This window comes from Nonomuraea sp. NPDC048826 (assembly GCF_043198225.1).
GTDB lineage: Bacteria > Actinomycetota > Actinomycetes > Streptosporangiales > Streptosporangiaceae > Nonomuraea.
Map to the genome: position 1 here is coordinate 1 of NZ_JBICUQ010000003.1, position 15,797 is coordinate 15,797.

12 protein-coding genes and 2 rRNA genes are annotated in these 15,797 nt (G+C 69.8%); 8 read left to right on the plus strand and 6 right to left on the minus strand.

The window, feature by feature from the left end; all coding sequences use genetic code 11:
• Both ACGFI7_RS10575 and rrf read left to right on the plus strand, forming a co-directional pair.
• Nucleotides 1–1,518: ribosomal RNA gene (locus ACGFI7_RS10575) — 23S ribosomal RNA — on the plus strand; the annotation flags it as partial.
• Nucleotides 1,519–1,604: 86 nt separating this feature from the next.
• Nucleotides 1,605–1,721, plus strand: a 5S ribosomal RNA gene (rrf, locus tag ACGFI7_RS10580).
• Between the two features lie 266 nt (nucleotides 1,722–1,987).
• Here rrf and ACGFI7_RS10585 read toward each other — a convergent pair.
• Nucleotides 1,988–2,647, minus strand: a complete 660-nt coding sequence (locus tag ACGFI7_RS10585) for a TetR/AcrR family transcriptional regulator (RefSeq protein ID WP_393401936.1) — start codon at nucleotides 2,645–2,647, stop codon at nucleotides 1,988–1,990.
• A 110-nt stretch (nucleotides 2,648–2,757) separates the two neighbouring features.
• Between ACGFI7_RS10585 and ACGFI7_RS10590 the strand changes: the two genes are divergently transcribed.
• From ACGFI7_RS10590 to ACGFI7_RS10605, 4 genes are read left to right on the plus strand one after another with little or no spacing between them, the layout of a single operon-like run.
• The gene (locus tag ACGFI7_RS10590; RefSeq protein ID WP_393401939.1) at nucleotides 2,758–3,609 is read left to right on the plus strand and encodes a MaoC/PaaZ C-terminal domain-containing protein; all 852 of its coding nucleotides are present in this window, start codon (nucleotides 2,758–2,760) and stop codon (nucleotides 3,607–3,609) included.
• The gene (locus ACGFI7_RS10595) at nucleotides 3,606–4,016 is read left to right on the plus strand and encodes a Zn-ribbon domain-containing OB-fold protein (protein WP_393401942.1); all 411 of its coding nucleotides are present in this window, start codon (nucleotides 3,606–3,608) and stop codon (nucleotides 4,014–4,016) included. The genes ACGFI7_RS10590 and ACGFI7_RS10595 overlap by 4 nt, the downstream gene beginning before the upstream one ends.
• A 5-nt stretch (nucleotides 4,017–4,021) precedes the next feature.
• The gene (locus ACGFI7_RS10600) at nucleotides 4,022–5,170 is read left to right on the plus strand and encodes a thiolase (protein WP_393403877.1); all 1,149 of its coding nucleotides are present in this window, start codon (nucleotides 4,022–4,024) and stop codon (nucleotides 5,168–5,170) included.
• A gap of 20 nt (nucleotides 5,171–5,190) precedes the next feature.
• Nucleotides 5,191–6,672, plus strand: a complete 1,482-nt coding sequence (locus ACGFI7_RS10605) for an MFS transporter (RefSeq protein ID WP_393403880.1) — start codon at nucleotides 5,191–5,193, stop codon at nucleotides 6,670–6,672.
• Here the strand turns inward: ACGFI7_RS10605 and ACGFI7_RS10610 are convergent.
• The gene (locus ACGFI7_RS10610) at nucleotides 6,669–8,144 is read right to left on the minus strand and encodes a phosphodiester glycosidase family protein (RefSeq protein ID WP_393401945.1); all 1,476 of its coding nucleotides are present in this window, start codon (nucleotides 8,142–8,144) and stop codon (nucleotides 6,669–6,671) included. The genes ACGFI7_RS10605 and ACGFI7_RS10610 overlap by 4 nt on opposite strands.
• Nucleotides 8,145–8,420: 276 nt before the next feature.
• On the opposite strand from ACGFI7_RS10610, the gene trpS reads away from it, so the two are divergent.
• On the plus strand, nucleotides 8,421–9,383 hold the full coding sequence (gene trpS / locus ACGFI7_RS10615; RefSeq protein ID WP_393401947.1) for a tryptophan--tRNA ligase: 963 nt from the start codon (nucleotides 8,421–8,423) through the stop codon (nucleotides 9,381–9,383).
• Nucleotides 9,384–9,509: 126 nt separating this feature from the next.
• Here the strand turns inward: trpS and ACGFI7_RS10620 are convergent, their stop codons facing one another.
• The 3 genes from ACGFI7_RS10620 to ACGFI7_RS10630 form a co-directional block, all read right to left on the minus strand.
• Nucleotides 9,510–11,129, minus strand: coding sequence for a PucR family transcriptional regulator (locus tag ACGFI7_RS10620; protein WP_393401950.1), 1,620 nt, complete (start codon nucleotides 11,127–11,129; stop codon nucleotides 9,510–9,512).
• A 65-nt stretch (nucleotides 11,130–11,194) separates the two neighbouring features.
• Nucleotides 11,195–12,814 carry an AMP-binding protein gene (locus ACGFI7_RS10625; RefSeq protein WP_393401952.1) on the minus strand — a complete coding sequence of 540 codons (1,620 nt, stop codon included), beginning with the start codon at nucleotides 12,812–12,814 and terminating at the stop codon, nucleotides 11,195–11,197.
• A 13-nt stretch (nucleotides 12,815–12,827) separates the two neighbouring features.
• A complete protein-coding gene (locus ACGFI7_RS10630; RefSeq protein ID WP_393401954.1) occupies nucleotides 12,828–13,532 on the minus strand; it encodes a TetR/AcrR family transcriptional regulator in 705 nt (234 codons plus the stop codon).
• 55 nt (nucleotides 13,533–13,587) lie between these two features.
• Between ACGFI7_RS10630 and ACGFI7_RS10635 the strand changes: the two genes are divergently transcribed.
• On the plus strand, nucleotides 13,588–15,039 hold the full coding sequence (locus tag ACGFI7_RS10635; RefSeq protein ID WP_393401956.1) for an MFS transporter: 1,452 nt from the start codon (nucleotides 13,588–13,590) through the stop codon (nucleotides 15,037–15,039).
• Here the strand turns inward: ACGFI7_RS10635 and ACGFI7_RS10640 are convergent.
• Complete coding sequence (locus tag ACGFI7_RS10640) at nucleotides 15,036–15,734, minus strand: alternative oxidase (RefSeq protein WP_393401959.1); 699 nt, start codon at nucleotides 15,732–15,734, stop codon at nucleotides 15,036–15,038. The genes ACGFI7_RS10635 and ACGFI7_RS10640 overlap by 4 nt on opposite strands.
• Nucleotides 15,735–15,797 lie beyond the last annotated feature (63 nt).

The following is a 15,797-nucleotide window of genomic DNA, read 5'->3' on the forward strand; positions in this document are numbered from 1 at the left end:
TGAACGCTCGGTCCGATCGGGTAGTAGGTAAGCGATGGGGTGACGCAGGAAGGTAGTCCAGCCCAGGCGATGGTTGTCCTGGGGTAAGCATGTAGAGGGTGAGGTAGGCAAATCCGCCTCGCGTATACCTTGAGATGTGATGCCGAGCCGATTGTGGCGAAGTGGATGATCCTATGCTGCCGAGAAAAGCCTCTAGTGAGTGTTGTGGCGGCCCGTACCCTAAACCGACTCAGGTGGTCAGGTAGAGAATACCAAGGCGATCGGGTGAACTGTGGTTAAGGAACTCGGCAAATTGCCCCCGTAACTTCGGGAGAAGGGGGACCTCTGCTGGTGAACGCCCTTGCGGTGGGAGCTGGTGGGGGTCGCAGTGGCCAGGGGGAAGCGACTGTTTACTAAAAACACAGGTCCGTGCGAAGTCGTAAGACGATGTATACGGACTGACGCCTGCCCGGTGCCGGAACGTTAAGGGGACCGCTTAGTCCAGCTTGCTGGGCGAAGGTGAGAACTTAAGCGCCGGTAAACGGCGGTGGTAACTATAACCATCCTAAGGTAGCGAAATTCCTTGTCGGGTAAGTTCCGACCTGCACGAATGGCGTAACGACTTCCCCGCTGTCTCAACCGCAGACCCGGCGAAATTGCACTACGAGTAAAGATGCTCGTTTCGCGCAGCAGGACGGAAAGACCCCGGGACCTTCACTACAGCTTGACATTGGTGTTTGGAGCGTCTTGTGTAGGATAGGTGGGAGACTGGGAAGCTCGGACGCTAGTTCGGGTGGAGTCATTGGTGAAATACCACTCTGGTCGTTTTGAATGTCTAACTCTGGTCCGTGATCCGGATCGGGGACAGTGTCTGGTGGGTAGTTTAACTGGGGCGGTTGCCTCCTAAAGGGTAACGGAGGCGCCCAAAGGTTCCCTCAGCCTGGTTGGCAATCAGGTGTTGAGTGTAAGTGCACAAGGGAGCTTGACTGTGAGACTGACGGGTCGAGCAGGAGCGAAAGCTGGGACTAGTGATCCGGCATCGGCGTGTGGAAGCGGTGTCGCTCAACGGCTAAAAGGTACCCCGGGGATAACAGGCTGATCTTCCCCAAGAGTCCATATCGACGGGATGGTTTGGCACCTCGATGTCGGCTCGTCGCATCCTGGGGCTGGAGTAGGTCCCAAGGGTTGGGCTGTTCGCCCATTAAAGCGGTACGCGAGCTGGGTTTAGAACGTCGCGAGACAGTTCGGTCCCTATCCGCTGCGCGCGCAGGAGACTTGAAAGGGGCTGTCCCTAGTACGAGAGGACCGGGACGGACGAACCTCTGGTGTGCCAGTTGTATCGCCAGGTGCATGGCTGGTTGGCTACGTTCGGGAGGGATAACCGCTGAAAGCATCTAAGCGGGAAGCTTGCCTTGAGATGAGGTCTCCCACCACGTGAGTGGGTAAGGCTCCCGGTAGACGACCGGGTTGATAGGCCGGAGGTGGAAGCGCGGTAACGTGTGGAGCTGACCGGTACTAATAGGCCGAGGACTTGACCACAAAGCATACTTTCGAAGTTTTTGCTCGCGTCCACTAGGCAATTCTGAGACAGCAAACCTCTCTGTGGTTTGTGTGTTTCGGAGGGTTACGGCGGTTATGGCGGGAAGGAAACACCCGGTTACATTCCGAACCCGGAAGTTAAGCTTCTCTGCGCCGATGGTACTGCACTCGGGAGGGTGTGGGAGAGTAGGTCACCGCCGGACAATCTTTATAGGAAAGAGCCTCGACTTGACGGTCGGGGCTTTTTCTATTTTCAGGGCCTCGATGGCTGAGTCGGGGCCTGTTGCTGTTTCGGGGCTTCGGAGGTCTTGCCTGTTCAAGGCTGGACGTGACGTCGAGGCCTTTTCGTTCGTACGCGAGGACTCGGGCCGGCGGGGGCTCGTACGGTCAGTCGTTCCCGGGGTGCTCGTCACGTAGCTTGCGGTGGGCCGGGACTCTTCATGGACGAAGCGTGTCCGCAACGCGGAAGCTAAGTCGGGGTTCCACCGGTGTCAACGGTGGTTCCAGCGTCCTCGACGGGCCGGTAGCCGATGGAGGAGAGCACGAAGTCGACGACCCGCTCGGCATAACGGGGGGCGTCGTCCAGGAGAGCGGGCATCCTGTCGATCGGCGTGGAGAGCACGTGGTTGACGATGATCCCGTTGACCGCGTCGAGCACCAGGGCGGGTGAGGTGCCCCGGGGGATCTCGCCCCGGTCGACGGCGAGCAGCACGAACCGCCGGTAGGTCGTCCGCCACTGCTTGCCCAGGTCTTCCATGGCCTGGCCGAACAGCTCGGGGTAGAACTTGGCCTCGATCTGGGCCCGGAGGCCGACCAGGCCGTCGCGGCTCTGCTGCGCCCGGAGGGTGCGGACGCACATGGCCAGCAGGTCCTCGCGCAGGGAGCCGGTGGTCTCGGTCATGACAGGGGTGGTGAGCGAGGCCAGGGCCTCGACGATGAGCTTCTCCTTGCTCTCCCAGCGCCGGTAGAGGGCGGCTTTGCCCACGCGGGCCCGCCGTGCGACGGCGTCCATGGTGAAGCCGGCCCAGCCGACCTCCGCGTAGATCTCCAGCGTCGCGTCGAGCACCCGGGGCTCGATGTCGGGGTCCGGCGGTCGTCCTGGTCGCGCCGTGACCGAAGCGGGCTTCATGCCGACAAGTCTGCCAGGTCCCGGGTGGCGCACCGGAGAAGGAGCGGTATTTACAGACGAAGTTCGTCCGCTTTATGGTGCTGTGAGGACCTTTCGGAAGGGGTGTTCCATTGGCGCTGAACGTGGACCTGGTGGGCAAGGAATGGGAAGGCGAGGGCCGGCGGTGGACTTCGGCCGACGCCATCCTGTACGCGCTCGGGGTGGGGGCGGGGGCCGAGGATCCGCTGACCGAGCTGCCGTTCACCACGGAGAACTCCCACGGGGTCACCCAGCAGGTGCTGCCCACCTTCGCGGTGATGCTCGGCGGCGCCGGAGGGTCGATGCCCCCGCTCGGTGACTTCGACATCGCCCAGGTGCTGCACGCCGAGCAGTCGGTGACGTTGCACGGGGCGCTGCCCGCCGAGGGGTCCACCGTGACCAGGAGCCGCGTGGCCGCCTTCTACGACAAGGGGCCGAACGCCATCGCCGTGCTGGAGTCGACGGTCATGGACGCGAAGACGGGGAAGGTGCTCGCCGAGTCCAGCAGCGGCACGTTCATCCGGGGCGAGGGCGGGTTCGGCGGTGACCGGGGCTCCTCGGCGGCCTGGGCGCGGCCGGAGCGGGACCCGGACCACGTGGTGACCTACCGCACCCGGCCCGACCAGGCATTGCTCTACCGGCTGAGCGGCGACCGCAACCCGCTGCACTCCGACCCCTGGCTCGCCGGGAAGGCCGGGTTCGACCGTCCGATCCTGCATGGCCTGTGCACGTTCGGGTTCACCGGCCGGGCGCTGCTGCACACCGCGTGCGGTTCGGACCCGGAGCTGTTCGGCACCATGTCGGCCCGCTTCGCCTCCCCGGTGTTCCCCGGGCAGGAGCTGACAGTGGCGCTGTGGGACGACGGCGGCACCTGGTTCTTCCAGACCATGGTGGCCGGCAAGGTCGTGCTCGACCGCGGCACCTTCACCCGGAGGACGGCGTGATCGAGGACTTCATGCCCCTGCCGACTCCCGAGACGGCCCCGTACTGGGAGGCCGCCAAGGAGGGCGTGCTGCGCATCCAGCGGTGCGGCTCGTGCGGCAGGCACTACTTCTACCCCCGGCCCTTCTGCCGGTACTGCGCCTCGTCCGATGTCGGCTGGGTGGTGGTGTCCGGGCGGGCGCGGCTCGTCTCGTACGTGATCAACAGGCGGCCCATGCCGGGCTTCGAGGGCGTCTCGCCGGTGATCGCCCTGGTGGAGCTCGACGAGGGGCCGCGGATGATGACCAACGTGGTCGGCGTCGAGCCCACGCCGGAGAACCTGCCGCTGGACCTGCGGCTCCGGGTGGCGTTCGAGGAGCGCGGCGGCACCGTGCTGCCGGTCTTCCAGCCTGAGGAGGGGCACGCGTGACCGGCATGCACGGCGGCGGGATCGCCATCGTCGGCGCGGCGGAGACCGACGAGGTCGGCACCCTGCCGAACACCTCGATGCTCCAGCTGCACGCCGAGGCGGCGCTGAACGCGCTGCGCGACGCCGGGCTCACCCCGGCGGACGTCGACGGCGTGGCGACCGCCGGCCCGTTGGCCCTGGACGTGGCGCACCACCTGGGCATCAACCCGCGCTGGGCGGACGGCACCATGGTCGGCGGCTGCAGCTTCCTGCTGCACGTCCGGCACGCGGCGGCGGCCATCGCCGCCGGCGCGGCCGACGTCGTGCTCATCACCCACGGCGAGTCCGGCCGGTCCCGGGTGGGCGCGCGGCGGTGGGGCGGGGCGAACGCGACCCCCGCGGGACAGTTCGAGGCGCCGTACGGGGCCATCACCCCCTACGCCACCTTCACCGTCCCCGCCCTGCGTTTCCTGCACGACCGCGGCATGGGCCGGGAGGACCTGGCCCGGGTCGTCGTCGCCCAGCGGGAGTGGGCGAGCAAGAACCCGCGAGCCCTGCGGCGGGACATCGTCACGGTCGACGAGGTGCTCCAGGGCCCGGAGATCGCCTACCCGTTCACCAGGGACATGTGCTGCGTCGTCACCGACGGGGGCGGCGCCCTGGTGCTGACCAGCGCGGAGCGCGCCGCCGACCTGCCTCGGGGGAGCCGGGCGGTCTACCTGCTCGGGTCCGGCGAGGCCACGGAGGCGGCGATGGTGTCGCAGATGGACGACCTCGGCTCGTTCGGGGCGTTCCGCCGCTCCAGCGCCGAGGCGTTCCGCACGGCCGGGCTCGCGCACGCCGACATCGACCATCTGATGGTCTACGACGCGTTCGCCCATCTGCCGCTCTACGGGCTGGAGGACCTGGGCTTCGTCGGCCGGGGCGAGTCGGGGGCCTTCATCGCGGACGGGCACACCGGGCCCGGCGGCACCCTCCCGATGAACACCAACGGCGGCGGGCTCTCGTACACGCATACCGGCATGTACGGGATGTTCGCCATCCAGGAGGCTGTCAGGCAGTTGCGGGGCGAGGCCGCCGCGCAGGTGCCGGACGTCGAGGTCAGTTTCGTGCAGGGGGTGGGGATCTTCTTCGCGGCGTCCGGCAGTCTTGTCCTGTCCAACCGCAAACCTTGATCGAACGGAGTCCGGTGGCGATGCCTCTCCCCTCCGGCAAGTCGAGCGGCGTCGTCACCGCCGCCCTGGCCTTCAGCGGCCTGGTCGTGTCGATGATGTTCACCCTGGTGGTGCCCGTCATCCCCGAGTTGCCGCGGCTGCTGTCGGCCACGGCGGAGGACGCCTCCTGGGTGATCACCTCCACGTTGCTGGCGTCGGCGGTGTTCACCCCGGTGAGCGGGCGGCTGGGTGACATGTACGGCAAGCGCCGGATGATGGTGATCAGCCTCGGCTTGATGATCGCCGGTTCGGTGATCTGCGTCTTCTTCGACGCGCTGCCTCTCGTGGTGCTCGGCCGCACGCTCCAGGGCTGCGCGGTCGGGGTGATCCCGCTCGGCATCAGCATCATGCGCGACCTGCTGCCGGCGGCCCGGCTGGGATCGGCCATGGCGCTGATGAGCGCCACCATGGGCGCCGGCGGCGCGGTCGGGCTGCCGCTGGGCGCCGTCGTCGCCCAGTACACCAACTGGCACATGCTCTTCCTGGTCTCGGCGGGCATGGGGGTGGCCGGGCTGGTCATGACCCTCACGCTCGTGCCGGACTCGCCGCTGCGGGCCGGGGGGCGCTTCGACTTCATCGGCGTGGCCGGGCTGACGGCCGGGCTGGTGTGCCTGCTGCTGCCCATCACCAAGGGCGGCAGCTGGGGCTGGACGAGCCCGCTGACCCTGGGGTTGTTCGCCGCGGCCGCGGTGATCCTGCCGGTCTGGGGATGGGCCGAGCTGCGGGTCGCCAATCCGCTGGTCGACCTGCGGACCACGACCCGGCGCGAGGTGCTGCTCACGAACCTGGCGTCCATCGCCTTCGGATTCGCCATGTTCGGCACCCAGCTGGTCTTCCCCCAGGTGCTCCAGTCGCCGCCCGCCTCCGGTTACGGGCTCGGGCTCACCCTGTTCGACGCCGGGCTGTGCATGGCGGTCGGCGGCGGCATGATGATCGTGCTCTCGCCGGTGTCGGCCCGCGTCACCGGCGCCTACGGGCCCAGGGTCACGCTCATCCTCGGCGCCCTGCTCGCCGTCGCGGGCTACCTCTCGGCGCTGCTGCTCATGGGGGAGGTGTGGCACGTCGTGCTGGCCGCCACCATCGTCTCGGCCGGGGCCGGTCTCGGCTACGCCGCCATGCCGGCCTCGATCATGGGCGCGGTCCCGACCTCGGAGACGGCGGCGGCCAACGGGTTCAACTCGCTCATGCGCTCCATCGGCACGTCCACGGCCAGCGCGGTGATCAGCGCCGTGCTGGCCGCGCAGACGGTCCGGATGGGGGCCGTCACACTGCCGTCGGTGGACGGGCTGCGGATCGCGCTGATCATCTCGGCGGTCGCGGCGGCGTCCGGGATGGTCCTCTCCGCCTTCCTGCCCCGGCGCCGGTCGGCCCGTCCTGGCGCCGGCCCGCAGATCCCCGAGGGCCGGCTGGGTCCGGTCCGCGGCGCCGGGGATCCGCTGGGCGACGACGTCGCGCCGGTCTAGCCGGGGAGCACGAGCAGGGCGTCGCCCACCGCGCGTTCGCGGCCGTCGGACGGCTGGTTGACGACCTTGTTCTTGACCACCATCGCGGTCGACCCGCCGCCGTCCAGGTTGATCGCCTGGGTGGCGCCGAGCCAGCGCATGAACTGGGCCGCCTCGATGAAGTTCGCCCCCACGGTGACGCCGGGCTTGCGGCCGTCGATGGTGGCGACGATCAGGCTGCCGTTGCGGGTGGTGCCGACGAGGGTGCGCGGGTGGCGGCGCAGGATCATGTTGAGCGAGTCGTGGCCGTCGCGCTTGGCGGTGATCTTGGTGCGCCCGTTGCGGACCAGGCCCACGCCTCCCGACACGACGTGCAGGTCGGGGGTGAGCTTGAGAGTGCGGCCCTTGCGCAGGTCGCGGACCTTGGTGTCGACCTTGACGGTCCAGCCTTCCCAGAGGTGCTCGTTGATCCACATGGCGGCCTCGCCCGACCCGTGCAGCACGCGCTTGCCCTTCGGCACGGCGGCGCCGGGCACGCGGACCGCCTCGACCCGGCCGTTGGCGTCGATCACCACGTCGGTGCCCTCGACGGCGGGGGTCTTGGCGCCGTACTCCTCGGTGTAGAGGATGAGCTCGCCGGCCACCGGCGCGCGGTTGACGCCGGCGATCACGCGCTTGGCGCCGTCCTGGGAGACGGCCGTGATCGTGGTCTTCAGTTCGGTGATGCGGGCGGTACGGCCCCGCAGCACGACCGCGGCGCGGCCGGGGACCGCCTCGCTGAGCAGCCGGCCCGCGACCACCGAGGCGCCCACCGGCTCGCCGCGCAGCTGCTTGGCGGTGTGGATGTTGAAGAAGCCGCCGTTGACGGCCGCCACCGCGCCGCCCCGCTTCGCCATCGACGAGACCGTCTCCCGCTTGGCCACGCTGGTGCCGAGCGAGGCCGCGTACGAGCCGCGGAAGGTGCGGGCGTCGACCATGAGCACCTGGGCGTGCCACGGGCCGGTGGTCTTGAGCCCGTCGTCGCCGAGGTAGTCGACCTTGACCTTCAGCCCGGCCTCCTTGAGCTGCTTGGCCATCTTGTCGGCCTTGGCCCGCTGCTCGAACGACCACAGGCCGACCCGGATCATGAACAGCTCCTGCTCGGGGGCGTCGGCGACCTGCGGGCGCACCAGGCGCTGCATGCTGGCGACCTCGCCGGTCGCCTCGACCGCGGCCAGCGTGGTCTCGGCGGCCTCGCGGCTGCCGGCGTCGCGGCCGTTGGGCATGAGCACGGTCACCGTGTAGCCGTCGGTGGACGAGCCGGCCTGCACATCGTATAAGTCGATGCCCGGGGCCACGCTCGTCATGGTCTTGGCCGGGGCGGAGCGGGCCCCGAGCGGGAACCTGGATGAGGGGAACTTCACCGCCGCCTGCTCGGCTGCGGCGCCGGGCACGGAGAGGCCCGTGATCGTCGTGGCCATGGCCAGGCCGGCGACGAGAGTGCGTCGAGACATGCGAACTCCATGAGGGTGGAACGGGACCGACCCATCCTGACCGATCAAGAAGGTCAGATCAGGCGAATGCACCAAACGGTCGCAGAGATTCCGAGATTGACCGGCGCTCAAGCCGGCGATGCCGGCCTTGACCTACACTGGGTGTGTGAAGCGCATCAGCATGTGGTGGTGGCCGCGAGACGGCCACTGACTTCCGCATGCGCAAGGGCCGTCCTCAGGGCGGCCCGGGCGCGGGATCCCTCCGGACGGCGTTGACCGATTCCCTGAGGAGGGACCATGGACCACACCGTGCTCACCGGAGACCGCCCCACCGGGCCGCTCCATCTCGGCCATTACTTCGGCTCCCTGGCCAACCGGGTCCGGCTGCAGGACCGGTATCCGATCTTCGTGCTGATCGCCGACTATCAGGTGATCACCGACCGGGACCTGCCGGGCGAGATCCAGCGCAACATCACCGAACTGCTGCTCGACTATCTCGCGGTGGGGATCGACCCGGCCAAGGTGACCATCTTCCAGCACAGCGCTGTGCCCGAGCTCAACCAGCTGATGCTGCCGTTCCTGAGCCTGGTGACGGTGTCGGAGCTGAGCCGCAACCCCACCGTCAAGGACGAGATCGCGCACAGCAGCCAGAAGGCGGTCAGCGGGCTGATGTTCACCTATCCGGTGCACCAGGCGGCCGACATCCTGTTCTGCAAGGGCACGCTGGTGCCGGTGGGCAAGGACCAGCTGCCGCACCTGGAGGTGACCCGGACCATCGCTCGGCGCTTCAACGAGCGCTACGGCCGCGTCTTCCCTGTCCCCGAGGCCATGCTCGGCGACCGGCCGCTGCTCCAGGGGCTCGACGGCGGCAAGATGAGCAAGAGCCGGGGCAACGGGATCATGCTGTCGGCGACCGAGGACGAGACGGCCGCGCTCATCCGCAAGGCGCGCACCGACTCCGAGCGGCTGATCACCTTCGACGAGGAGAACCGCCCCCAGGTGGCCAACCTGCTGATGATCGCGTCCCTCTGTCTCGGCCGGCCGCCGGCGGAGCTGGCCGACGAGATCGGGTACGGGGGAGCGGCCGCGCTGAAGCGGATCACCACGGACGCGGTCAACGACTTCCTGCGGCCGATCAGGAAGCGCAGGAAGGAGCATGACGAGGCCGAGGTGCGGGAGATCCTGGCGGAAGGCAACGGGCGGGCCCGCGAGCGGGCGGTGACCACACTGGCCGAGGTGCGCGACGCGATGGGCTTCTAGCGGCTTCTAGCGGCTTCCGGCGGCATCCAGCTGCTTCCGGCGGCTTCCAGCGGCTCTCAGTGGCTTCCGGCGCGGACCGGCGCGGGCCGGCGCGGGCCGGCGCGGGCCGGCGCGGGCCGGCGCCGGCTAGCGCGGGTGCTCGCGGCGGAACGACTCCAGCGCCAGGAGCGCGACGTGCAGCGACAGGCAGGACTCGACGTCGTCGAGGTCGGTGTCGAGGATGCGCTCCAGGCGGCGCAGCCGGTCGTAGAACGCGGGTCTCGACAGGTGGGCCTTCTGCGCGGCCACCGCCTTGTTGCGGCCCGCGTCGAGGTAGATGCGCAGGATGCGGGCCAGGTCGCCGCCCCGCTGGGCGTCGTGCGCGAGCAGCGCGCCCAGCTCGCGCTCGGCGAACGTCTGCAGTCTGGCGTCGTCGCGCAGGAGGTGGAGCAGGCCGCGCAGGCGCAGGTCGGGCAGCCGGTAGAAGGGGCGGCCGTCGGGCTGGCGGACCGCCACGTCGGCCACCTGCTCCGCCTCAAGGAAGCTCCGCCGTACGTCGCGGATGGACTCGACCACCGAGCCGGCGGCGAGCACGAACGCGGCCCCGTGCTTCCACAGCTCGCGCAGGCGCTCGGAGAGCGCCAGCAGCGCGGGCTCGGCCTGCGCGCGCGGCGGCAGCGGCAGCAGGACGCCCACCCGGTCCTGGTCGAGCGCGCCCACCAGGGCGGGCAGCCGGGCGTCGCGGCAGGCGGCGGCGGCCGACTCGGCCAGCTCGCCCAGCTCGGCCTGGCTGTCGAGCGCCTGGTCGGCCGGGTCGATCGGCCGGAGGACCACGCTGACCAGCTTGCGTCCGGTGAGCGGCACGCCGACCGCGCGGGCGCGGGCCGCGGCCTCCTCGGGGTCGGAGTAGGCGTGGGTGAGGATGCCGGTGATGATCGTGCCGTGCGCCTGGCGCTCCAGCGACTCCTGGTGGCGCTCCAGGAGGCGGCCCAGGGCGAGCGTGGTGGCGGCGCGCTCGGCCAGCACCAGGTCGCGCGGCGACGGCTTGCGGTCGCACAGCAGGATGAGCCGCCCCCAGTCTTGCCCGCGCGCGCCGACGGTGGTGACCAGCCAGCCGGACGCGGAGTCGTACGCGGTGCGCTCGGCGGGGGCGACGGCCCGCGACCTGCTCTCCCAGCCGGCCAGCAGCGACCCGGCGTCACGCCCGGCCGACTCGCAGGCCAGGACCTGGTGGGCGAGGTTCTCCAGCAGGACCGGGCGGCCCGACAGCCTGGCCACCTGGGCCAGCACCTCGGCGGGGGAGGCGCCCTCGACCGACAGCTCGGTGAACACCTCGTGCAGCTGCTCGGAGGCGCGCAGCTCCTCCAGCTGGATGTCGATGATGCGGGCGTGCACGGCCTCGGTGATCTGCACGAAGGGGGTCTCGCGGGTGAGCACGATGACCGGCAGGCCGTGCTCCTCGGCTGACTTGATCACGGCGGCGGGCAGCTCGCGGACGAACCTGCGGCCCAGCTCGACGATCAGGCCGGAGGCGCCGACCGAGGACAGCCCGGCGATGTACTCGGCGAGCTCGCCGGGGTCGCCGGGGAGCGCCACGCCGGTGGTGAGGACCAGCTCGCCGCCGCGCAGCAGCTGGGCGATGTCGGCGATCTCGCCGACGTGCACCCAGCGCACCTTGGTGTCGAGCCGGTCGGCGCCCGCCACGACGCGCGGGCTGCCGCGACGAACCGTCTCCAGATCGAGGATGTCGGCGATGGTGGGCAGCACGACGCCGAGCCTATCCCACCAGGCTGTAAGTCAGGTTCGGGTTCCGATTGACAGACTGCCAGGAGTCAAGAGCTCAGATCCTCCTCGCGGAACTCCCGCGCGGGGCTCTGCTCGCGCAGCTCCACGCGGCGGATCTTGCCCGAGATCGTCTTGGGCAGCTCGGCGAACTCCAGCCTGCGCACCCGCTTGAACGGGGCCAGCTCGCGGCGTGAGTGCTCGAAGATGGACCGGGCGGTCGCCTCGTCGGGCTCGGCGCCGGGCGCGAGCGTCACGTAGGCCTTGGGCACGGCCAGCCGCACCGGGTCGGGGGCGGGCACCACGGCCGCCTCCGCCACGGCCGGATGCTCCAGCAGCACGCTCTCCAGCTCGAACGGCGAGATGCGGTAGTCGGAGGCCTTGAACACGTCGTCGGTCCTGCCGACGTAGGTGATGTAGCCGTCGGCGTCGCGGGAGGCCATGTCGCCCGTGTGGTAGTACCCGTCGCGCATCGCTTCACCAGATCCGGCGACATATCCGGACATGAGGCCTAGGGGGCGGTTCTCCAGCGGAATGCAGATCTCCCCGTCGTCCCCCGGCTCCCCGGTCTCCGGATCGAGCAGCGCGATCTCGTAGCCCGGCAGCGGCCGCCCCATCGAGCCCGGCTTGACCGGCTCGCCCGGCACGTTGCCGATCTGGGCCGTCGTCTCCGTCTGCCCGTAGCCGTCGCGGATCGTGATGCCCCACGCCTTGGCCACCTGGTCGATGATCTCCGGGTTGAGCGGCTCGCCGGCGGCCACGGCGGTGCGCAGCGGCACCCGCCAGGCCGAGAGGTCCTCCTGGATGAGCATCCGCCAGACGGTGGGCGGCGCGCAGAAGGTGTCGACGTTCTCGTCGCGCAGCACCCGCAGCAGGTCGGGCGCGGAGAAGCGCTGGTAGTCGTGGATCAGCACGGTCGCGCCCGCGTTCCACGGCGCGAACACGTTGCTCCAGGCGTGCTTGGCCCAGCCGGGTGAGGACACGTTCAGGTGCACGTCGCCGGGCCGGATGCCGATCCAGTACATGGTCGACAGGTGGCCGGCCGGATAGGAGGCGTGGGTGTGCTCGACCAGCTTGGGCTGCGAGGTCGTGCCGGAGGTGAAGTAGAGCAGCAGCGTGTCGCCGGCGTGCGTGGGCCCGTCGGGCGTGAACGCCTCGGGCGCCTGGGACGACTCGTGGTAGGGCAGCCAGCCGTACGCGTCGCCGATCGCGATCCGGGTGTACGGGCCGCCGCCGAACTTGCCGGCGTCCTCGGCGTTGGCGATCACGTGGGACACCCCGCCGCGCTCGATCCGCTCGGCCACGTCCTTGCGGGTCAGCAGCGTGGTGGCCGGGATGACGACCGCGCCCAGCTTCATCGCCGCCAGCAGCGACTCCCACAGCTCGGGCTGGTTGCCGAGCATGAGGAGGATCCGGTCGCCGCGCCGCACGCCCTGCTCGTGCAGCCAGTTGGCCACCCGGCTGGAGCGCGCGGACAGCTCGGCGAAGGTGTAGGAGACCCGGCCGGTGATCTTGAGCGCGATCCGGTCGGGGGTCTCGGCCGCCAGCACGCCGTCGAACCAGTCGAGCGCCCAGTTGAACGCGCCCAGCTCGGGCCACCGGAAGTCCCGGCGGGCGGTGGCGTGGTCGGCCTGGAGCAGGAAGTCGCGCGCGGCTCGGAAATCGCTCATGCTCCGGATCCTGCTACGTCACCAGCCTCGCCTCAAGGCCATCGAGCACCGCCGCGAGTCCGTAGGTGAACATCATCTCGCGCGTCTCGACCAGATCGGCCGGTCCGGTCTCGCGTATCCGCTCCAGCAGGTCGGGGTGGGCGGCGGCGGCCCGCTCGACCACGGCGCGCATGCTCTCCTCGTCGAGGGGGTTCTCGGCCATCACCTCGTTGTAGACCACCTGGGGGATCGTGGTGCCGAAGACGTAGGCGGTGAGCGTGGACACCGCGTAGTCGATCTCCAGCCCGCGGAACCCGGCGTTCTTGAAGGCCCGGGTGAGCCGGCTGGTGACCTCCAGGGCGTTGGGCCCGAGTGCAGGCAGCCGCCCGATCAGCCCGGCGGACCAGGGATGGCTCAGGATCGCCTGGCGCATGCTGTGGGCGAAGGCGCCGGCCGTCTGCCGCCACCAGGTCACCTCCTCCGGCGACGGCACCGTCATCTCGCCCCAGACCTCGTCGTAGACCAGCTCCAGCAGCTCGTGCTTGTTGGCGACGTACCAGTAGACGCTCGTCGCGCCCGCGGCGAGCTTCGCGCCGAGCTTGCGCATGCTCAGCCCGTCGAGCCCTTCGGCGTCGAGCAGCTCCATCGCGGCGCGCACGATCTCCTCGCGGCTGCGGCCCGGACTCTTGGCCGGCCGGGGGTCGCGCATCCACACGGAGGAGAACTGCTTGCCGCTCATCCCTCTAGCTTAAAACCCCTCGCACACTGTACGAGGATGCTCGTACAGTGTGCGAGTGACATCGAACACTGTACGAGACCCCCGGCGCTGGTGGGTGCTCGCCGTCTTGTCCCTCTCGCTGATGGTGCTGGCGGTCGACAGCACCATCCTCAACCTGGCCATCCCCTCGCTGATCGAGGAGCTCGGGGCCGCTCCCTCCGACGTCCAGTGGATCCTGGACGTCTACGTGCTGGCCTTCGCCGGGCTGCTGCTGACGGCGGGCAGCCTGTCCGACCGGTTCGGCCGCCGCCGGTTCCTGATCATCGGCCTGGCGCTGTTCGGCGGGGCGTCGCTGATGGCCGTCTTCGCGGCCGAGCCGTGGCAGCTCATCGCCGCCCGCGCGCTCATGGGCGTCGGCGGGGCCATCCTGATGCCGTCGACGCTCTCCATCTTGATGACCGTCTTCGACGCCGAGGAGCGCCGCACCGCCATGGCCGTCTGGGGCGCGGTGGCCATGGTCAGCGTGGTCATCGGTCCCACGCTCGGCGGGTTCCTGCTGCAGAGCTACTGGTGGGGCTCGGTCTTCCTGATGAACATCCCGATCGCCGCGCTGGCCATCGTGGCCGCGCTGGTCCTGATGCCGGAGACGCGGGGTCCGCGCCGCAGGCTCGACCCGGTCGGCGTGGTGCTGTCCACCGTCGGGCTGACGGCCGCCGTCTACGTCATCATCGAGCGTGAGCTCAACTGGGCGATCATCGGGCTCTCGGTCGTCGCGCTGATCGCCTTCGTGCTGTGGGAGCGGCGGCGGGAGGAGCCGATGCTGCCGTTGTTCCTCTTCGGCGACCGGAACTTCACCGGGGCCTCGATGTCGATCCTGCTGATGTCCTTCGGGGCCGGGGCCGTGATGTTCATGCTCACCCAGTACCTGCAGTTCGTGCTCGGGTACGAGGAGGTCGTCGCCGGGCTGGCCATGCTGCCGTACGCGGTGGCGGCGGCCGTCTTCAACGGGCTGGGCGCCGCGCTCGGCAAGAAGCTCGGGAACCGGGTCCTGGTGAGCGGCGGCCTCCTGGTCATGGCCGGCGGCTTCGCCATCATGGCGACCACCACCGGCTACCCGCCCGTGCTCGTCGCGCTGCTGGTAATGGGCGTGGGCGGCGGGCTGGCCGGGCCGTCGGCGTACACCTCGCTGATGAACGCCATCCCGATCGAGCGGGCCGGCGTCGGCTCGGCGATGAACGACACCGTGCAGCAAGTCGGGCTGGCGCTGAGCATCGCCGTGCTGGGCAGCGTGCTGGCCGGGGTCTACACCGGGCAGATGCCCGCCTCGGCGCCGGAGGCGGCCAGAGAGTCGGTCGGGGTGGCCATCCAGGTGCCCGCGCTGGCCGACCAGGCGGGCGCGGCCTTCACCGCGGCCATGCACGTCGGGTCGTGGGTGGGCGCCGCGTTCTGCGTCGCGGCGGCGGTGGTCGCCGCCGCGCTGCTGCGCCCCCAGGCGCCCGCCGCGGCCCCGGAGCCGGTCACCGTCTAACGCACCCGCGGCTCGCGCATTTTCTCCAGGCTGTCGAGCTTGTGCACCCGCTCGTCGTGGCCGATCTGCCGCAGCAGGTCGGCCACCGAGCGGTACCGGCCGTACTCGGCGGCGTAGGCGCCGGGGTCGGGCATGAACTCCAGGTCGGGGTCGGCCGCCACGAACGCCATGTACTCGTGCTCGGCGTGGTCCTCGAACTCGGCGTTGAGCCGGTAGCTCCAGTCCGGCCTGACCAGGAACAGCAGCCAGGAGACGTGGTAGTAGAAGAACGCGATCGCCCATGGCGCCGCCTTGTGCAGCAGCCAGGTCTGCCGGTGCCCGGACCGCTGCACCAGGTCCTGCATGATCAACAGGTGCCACTGTTCGTTGTCCTGGTCGGAGCGGGCCTCCACGATCCGCTCGAAGACCCGGCGGGCCAGCGCCGACTGCCGGGCGTGGCGGTGGACGAGCCAGTAGCCCATCCGCTCCCACGCCTGGTACGGCACCCTGGCGATGATCTCCAGCATGGCGAACTTCGTGTAGGAGCCGGCCCGGCCGTACAGCAGGTCCACAGGCTTGAACAGCATCCTCGCCAGGAGGCTGTAGCGCATCCGCGGGGTGGCGAGGGTGTCCCGCTGGGCGCGGAGCAGTTCGTCATGGCGGAGCTTGGGCGGGCCTGCGGGCGCCTCGGGACGGTGGTCCAGGGTGAGCGTCATGGCGGGTGGTCTCCTCGGGTCGTCGAGCGATGACCCGATCGTGGCCGACCGGACCCGCGGCGG

What these genes read in the sequence shown, in the direction of transcription:
- ACGFI7_RS10585 (WP_393401936.1), bottom strand. Translation starts at nt 2,647, where the DNA reads ATGAAGCCCGCTTCGGTCACGGCGCGACCAGGACGACCGCCGGACCCC.
- ACGFI7_RS10600 (WP_393403877.1), top strand. Translation starts at nt 4,022, where the DNA reads ATGCACGGCGGCGGGATCGCCATCGTCGGCGCGGCGGAGACCGACGAG.
- ACGFI7_RS10605 (WP_393403880.1), top strand. Translation starts at nt 5,191, where the DNA reads ATGCCTCTCCCCTCCGGCAAGTCGAGCGGCGTCGTCACCGCCGCCCTG.
- ACGFI7_RS10610 (WP_393401945.1), bottom strand. Translation starts at nt 8,144, where the DNA reads ATGTCTCGACGCACTCTCGTCGCCGGCCTGGCCATGGCCACGACGATC.
- trpS (WP_393401947.1), top strand. Translation starts at nt 8,421, where the DNA reads ATGGACCACACCGTGCTCACCGGAGACCGCCCCACCGGGCCGCTCCAT.
- ACGFI7_RS10625 (WP_393401952.1), bottom strand. Translation starts at nt 12,814, where the DNA reads ATGAGCGATTTCCGAGCCGCGCGCGACTTCCTGCTCCAGGCCGACCAC.
- ACGFI7_RS10630 (WP_393401954.1), bottom strand. Translation starts at nt 13,532, where the DNA reads ATGAGCGGCAAGCAGTTCTCCTCCGTGTGGATGCGCGACCCCCGGCCG.
- ACGFI7_RS10640 (WP_393401959.1), bottom strand. Translation starts at nt 15,734, where the DNA reads ATGACGCTCACCCTGGACCACCGTCCCGAGGCGCCCGCAGGCCCGCCC.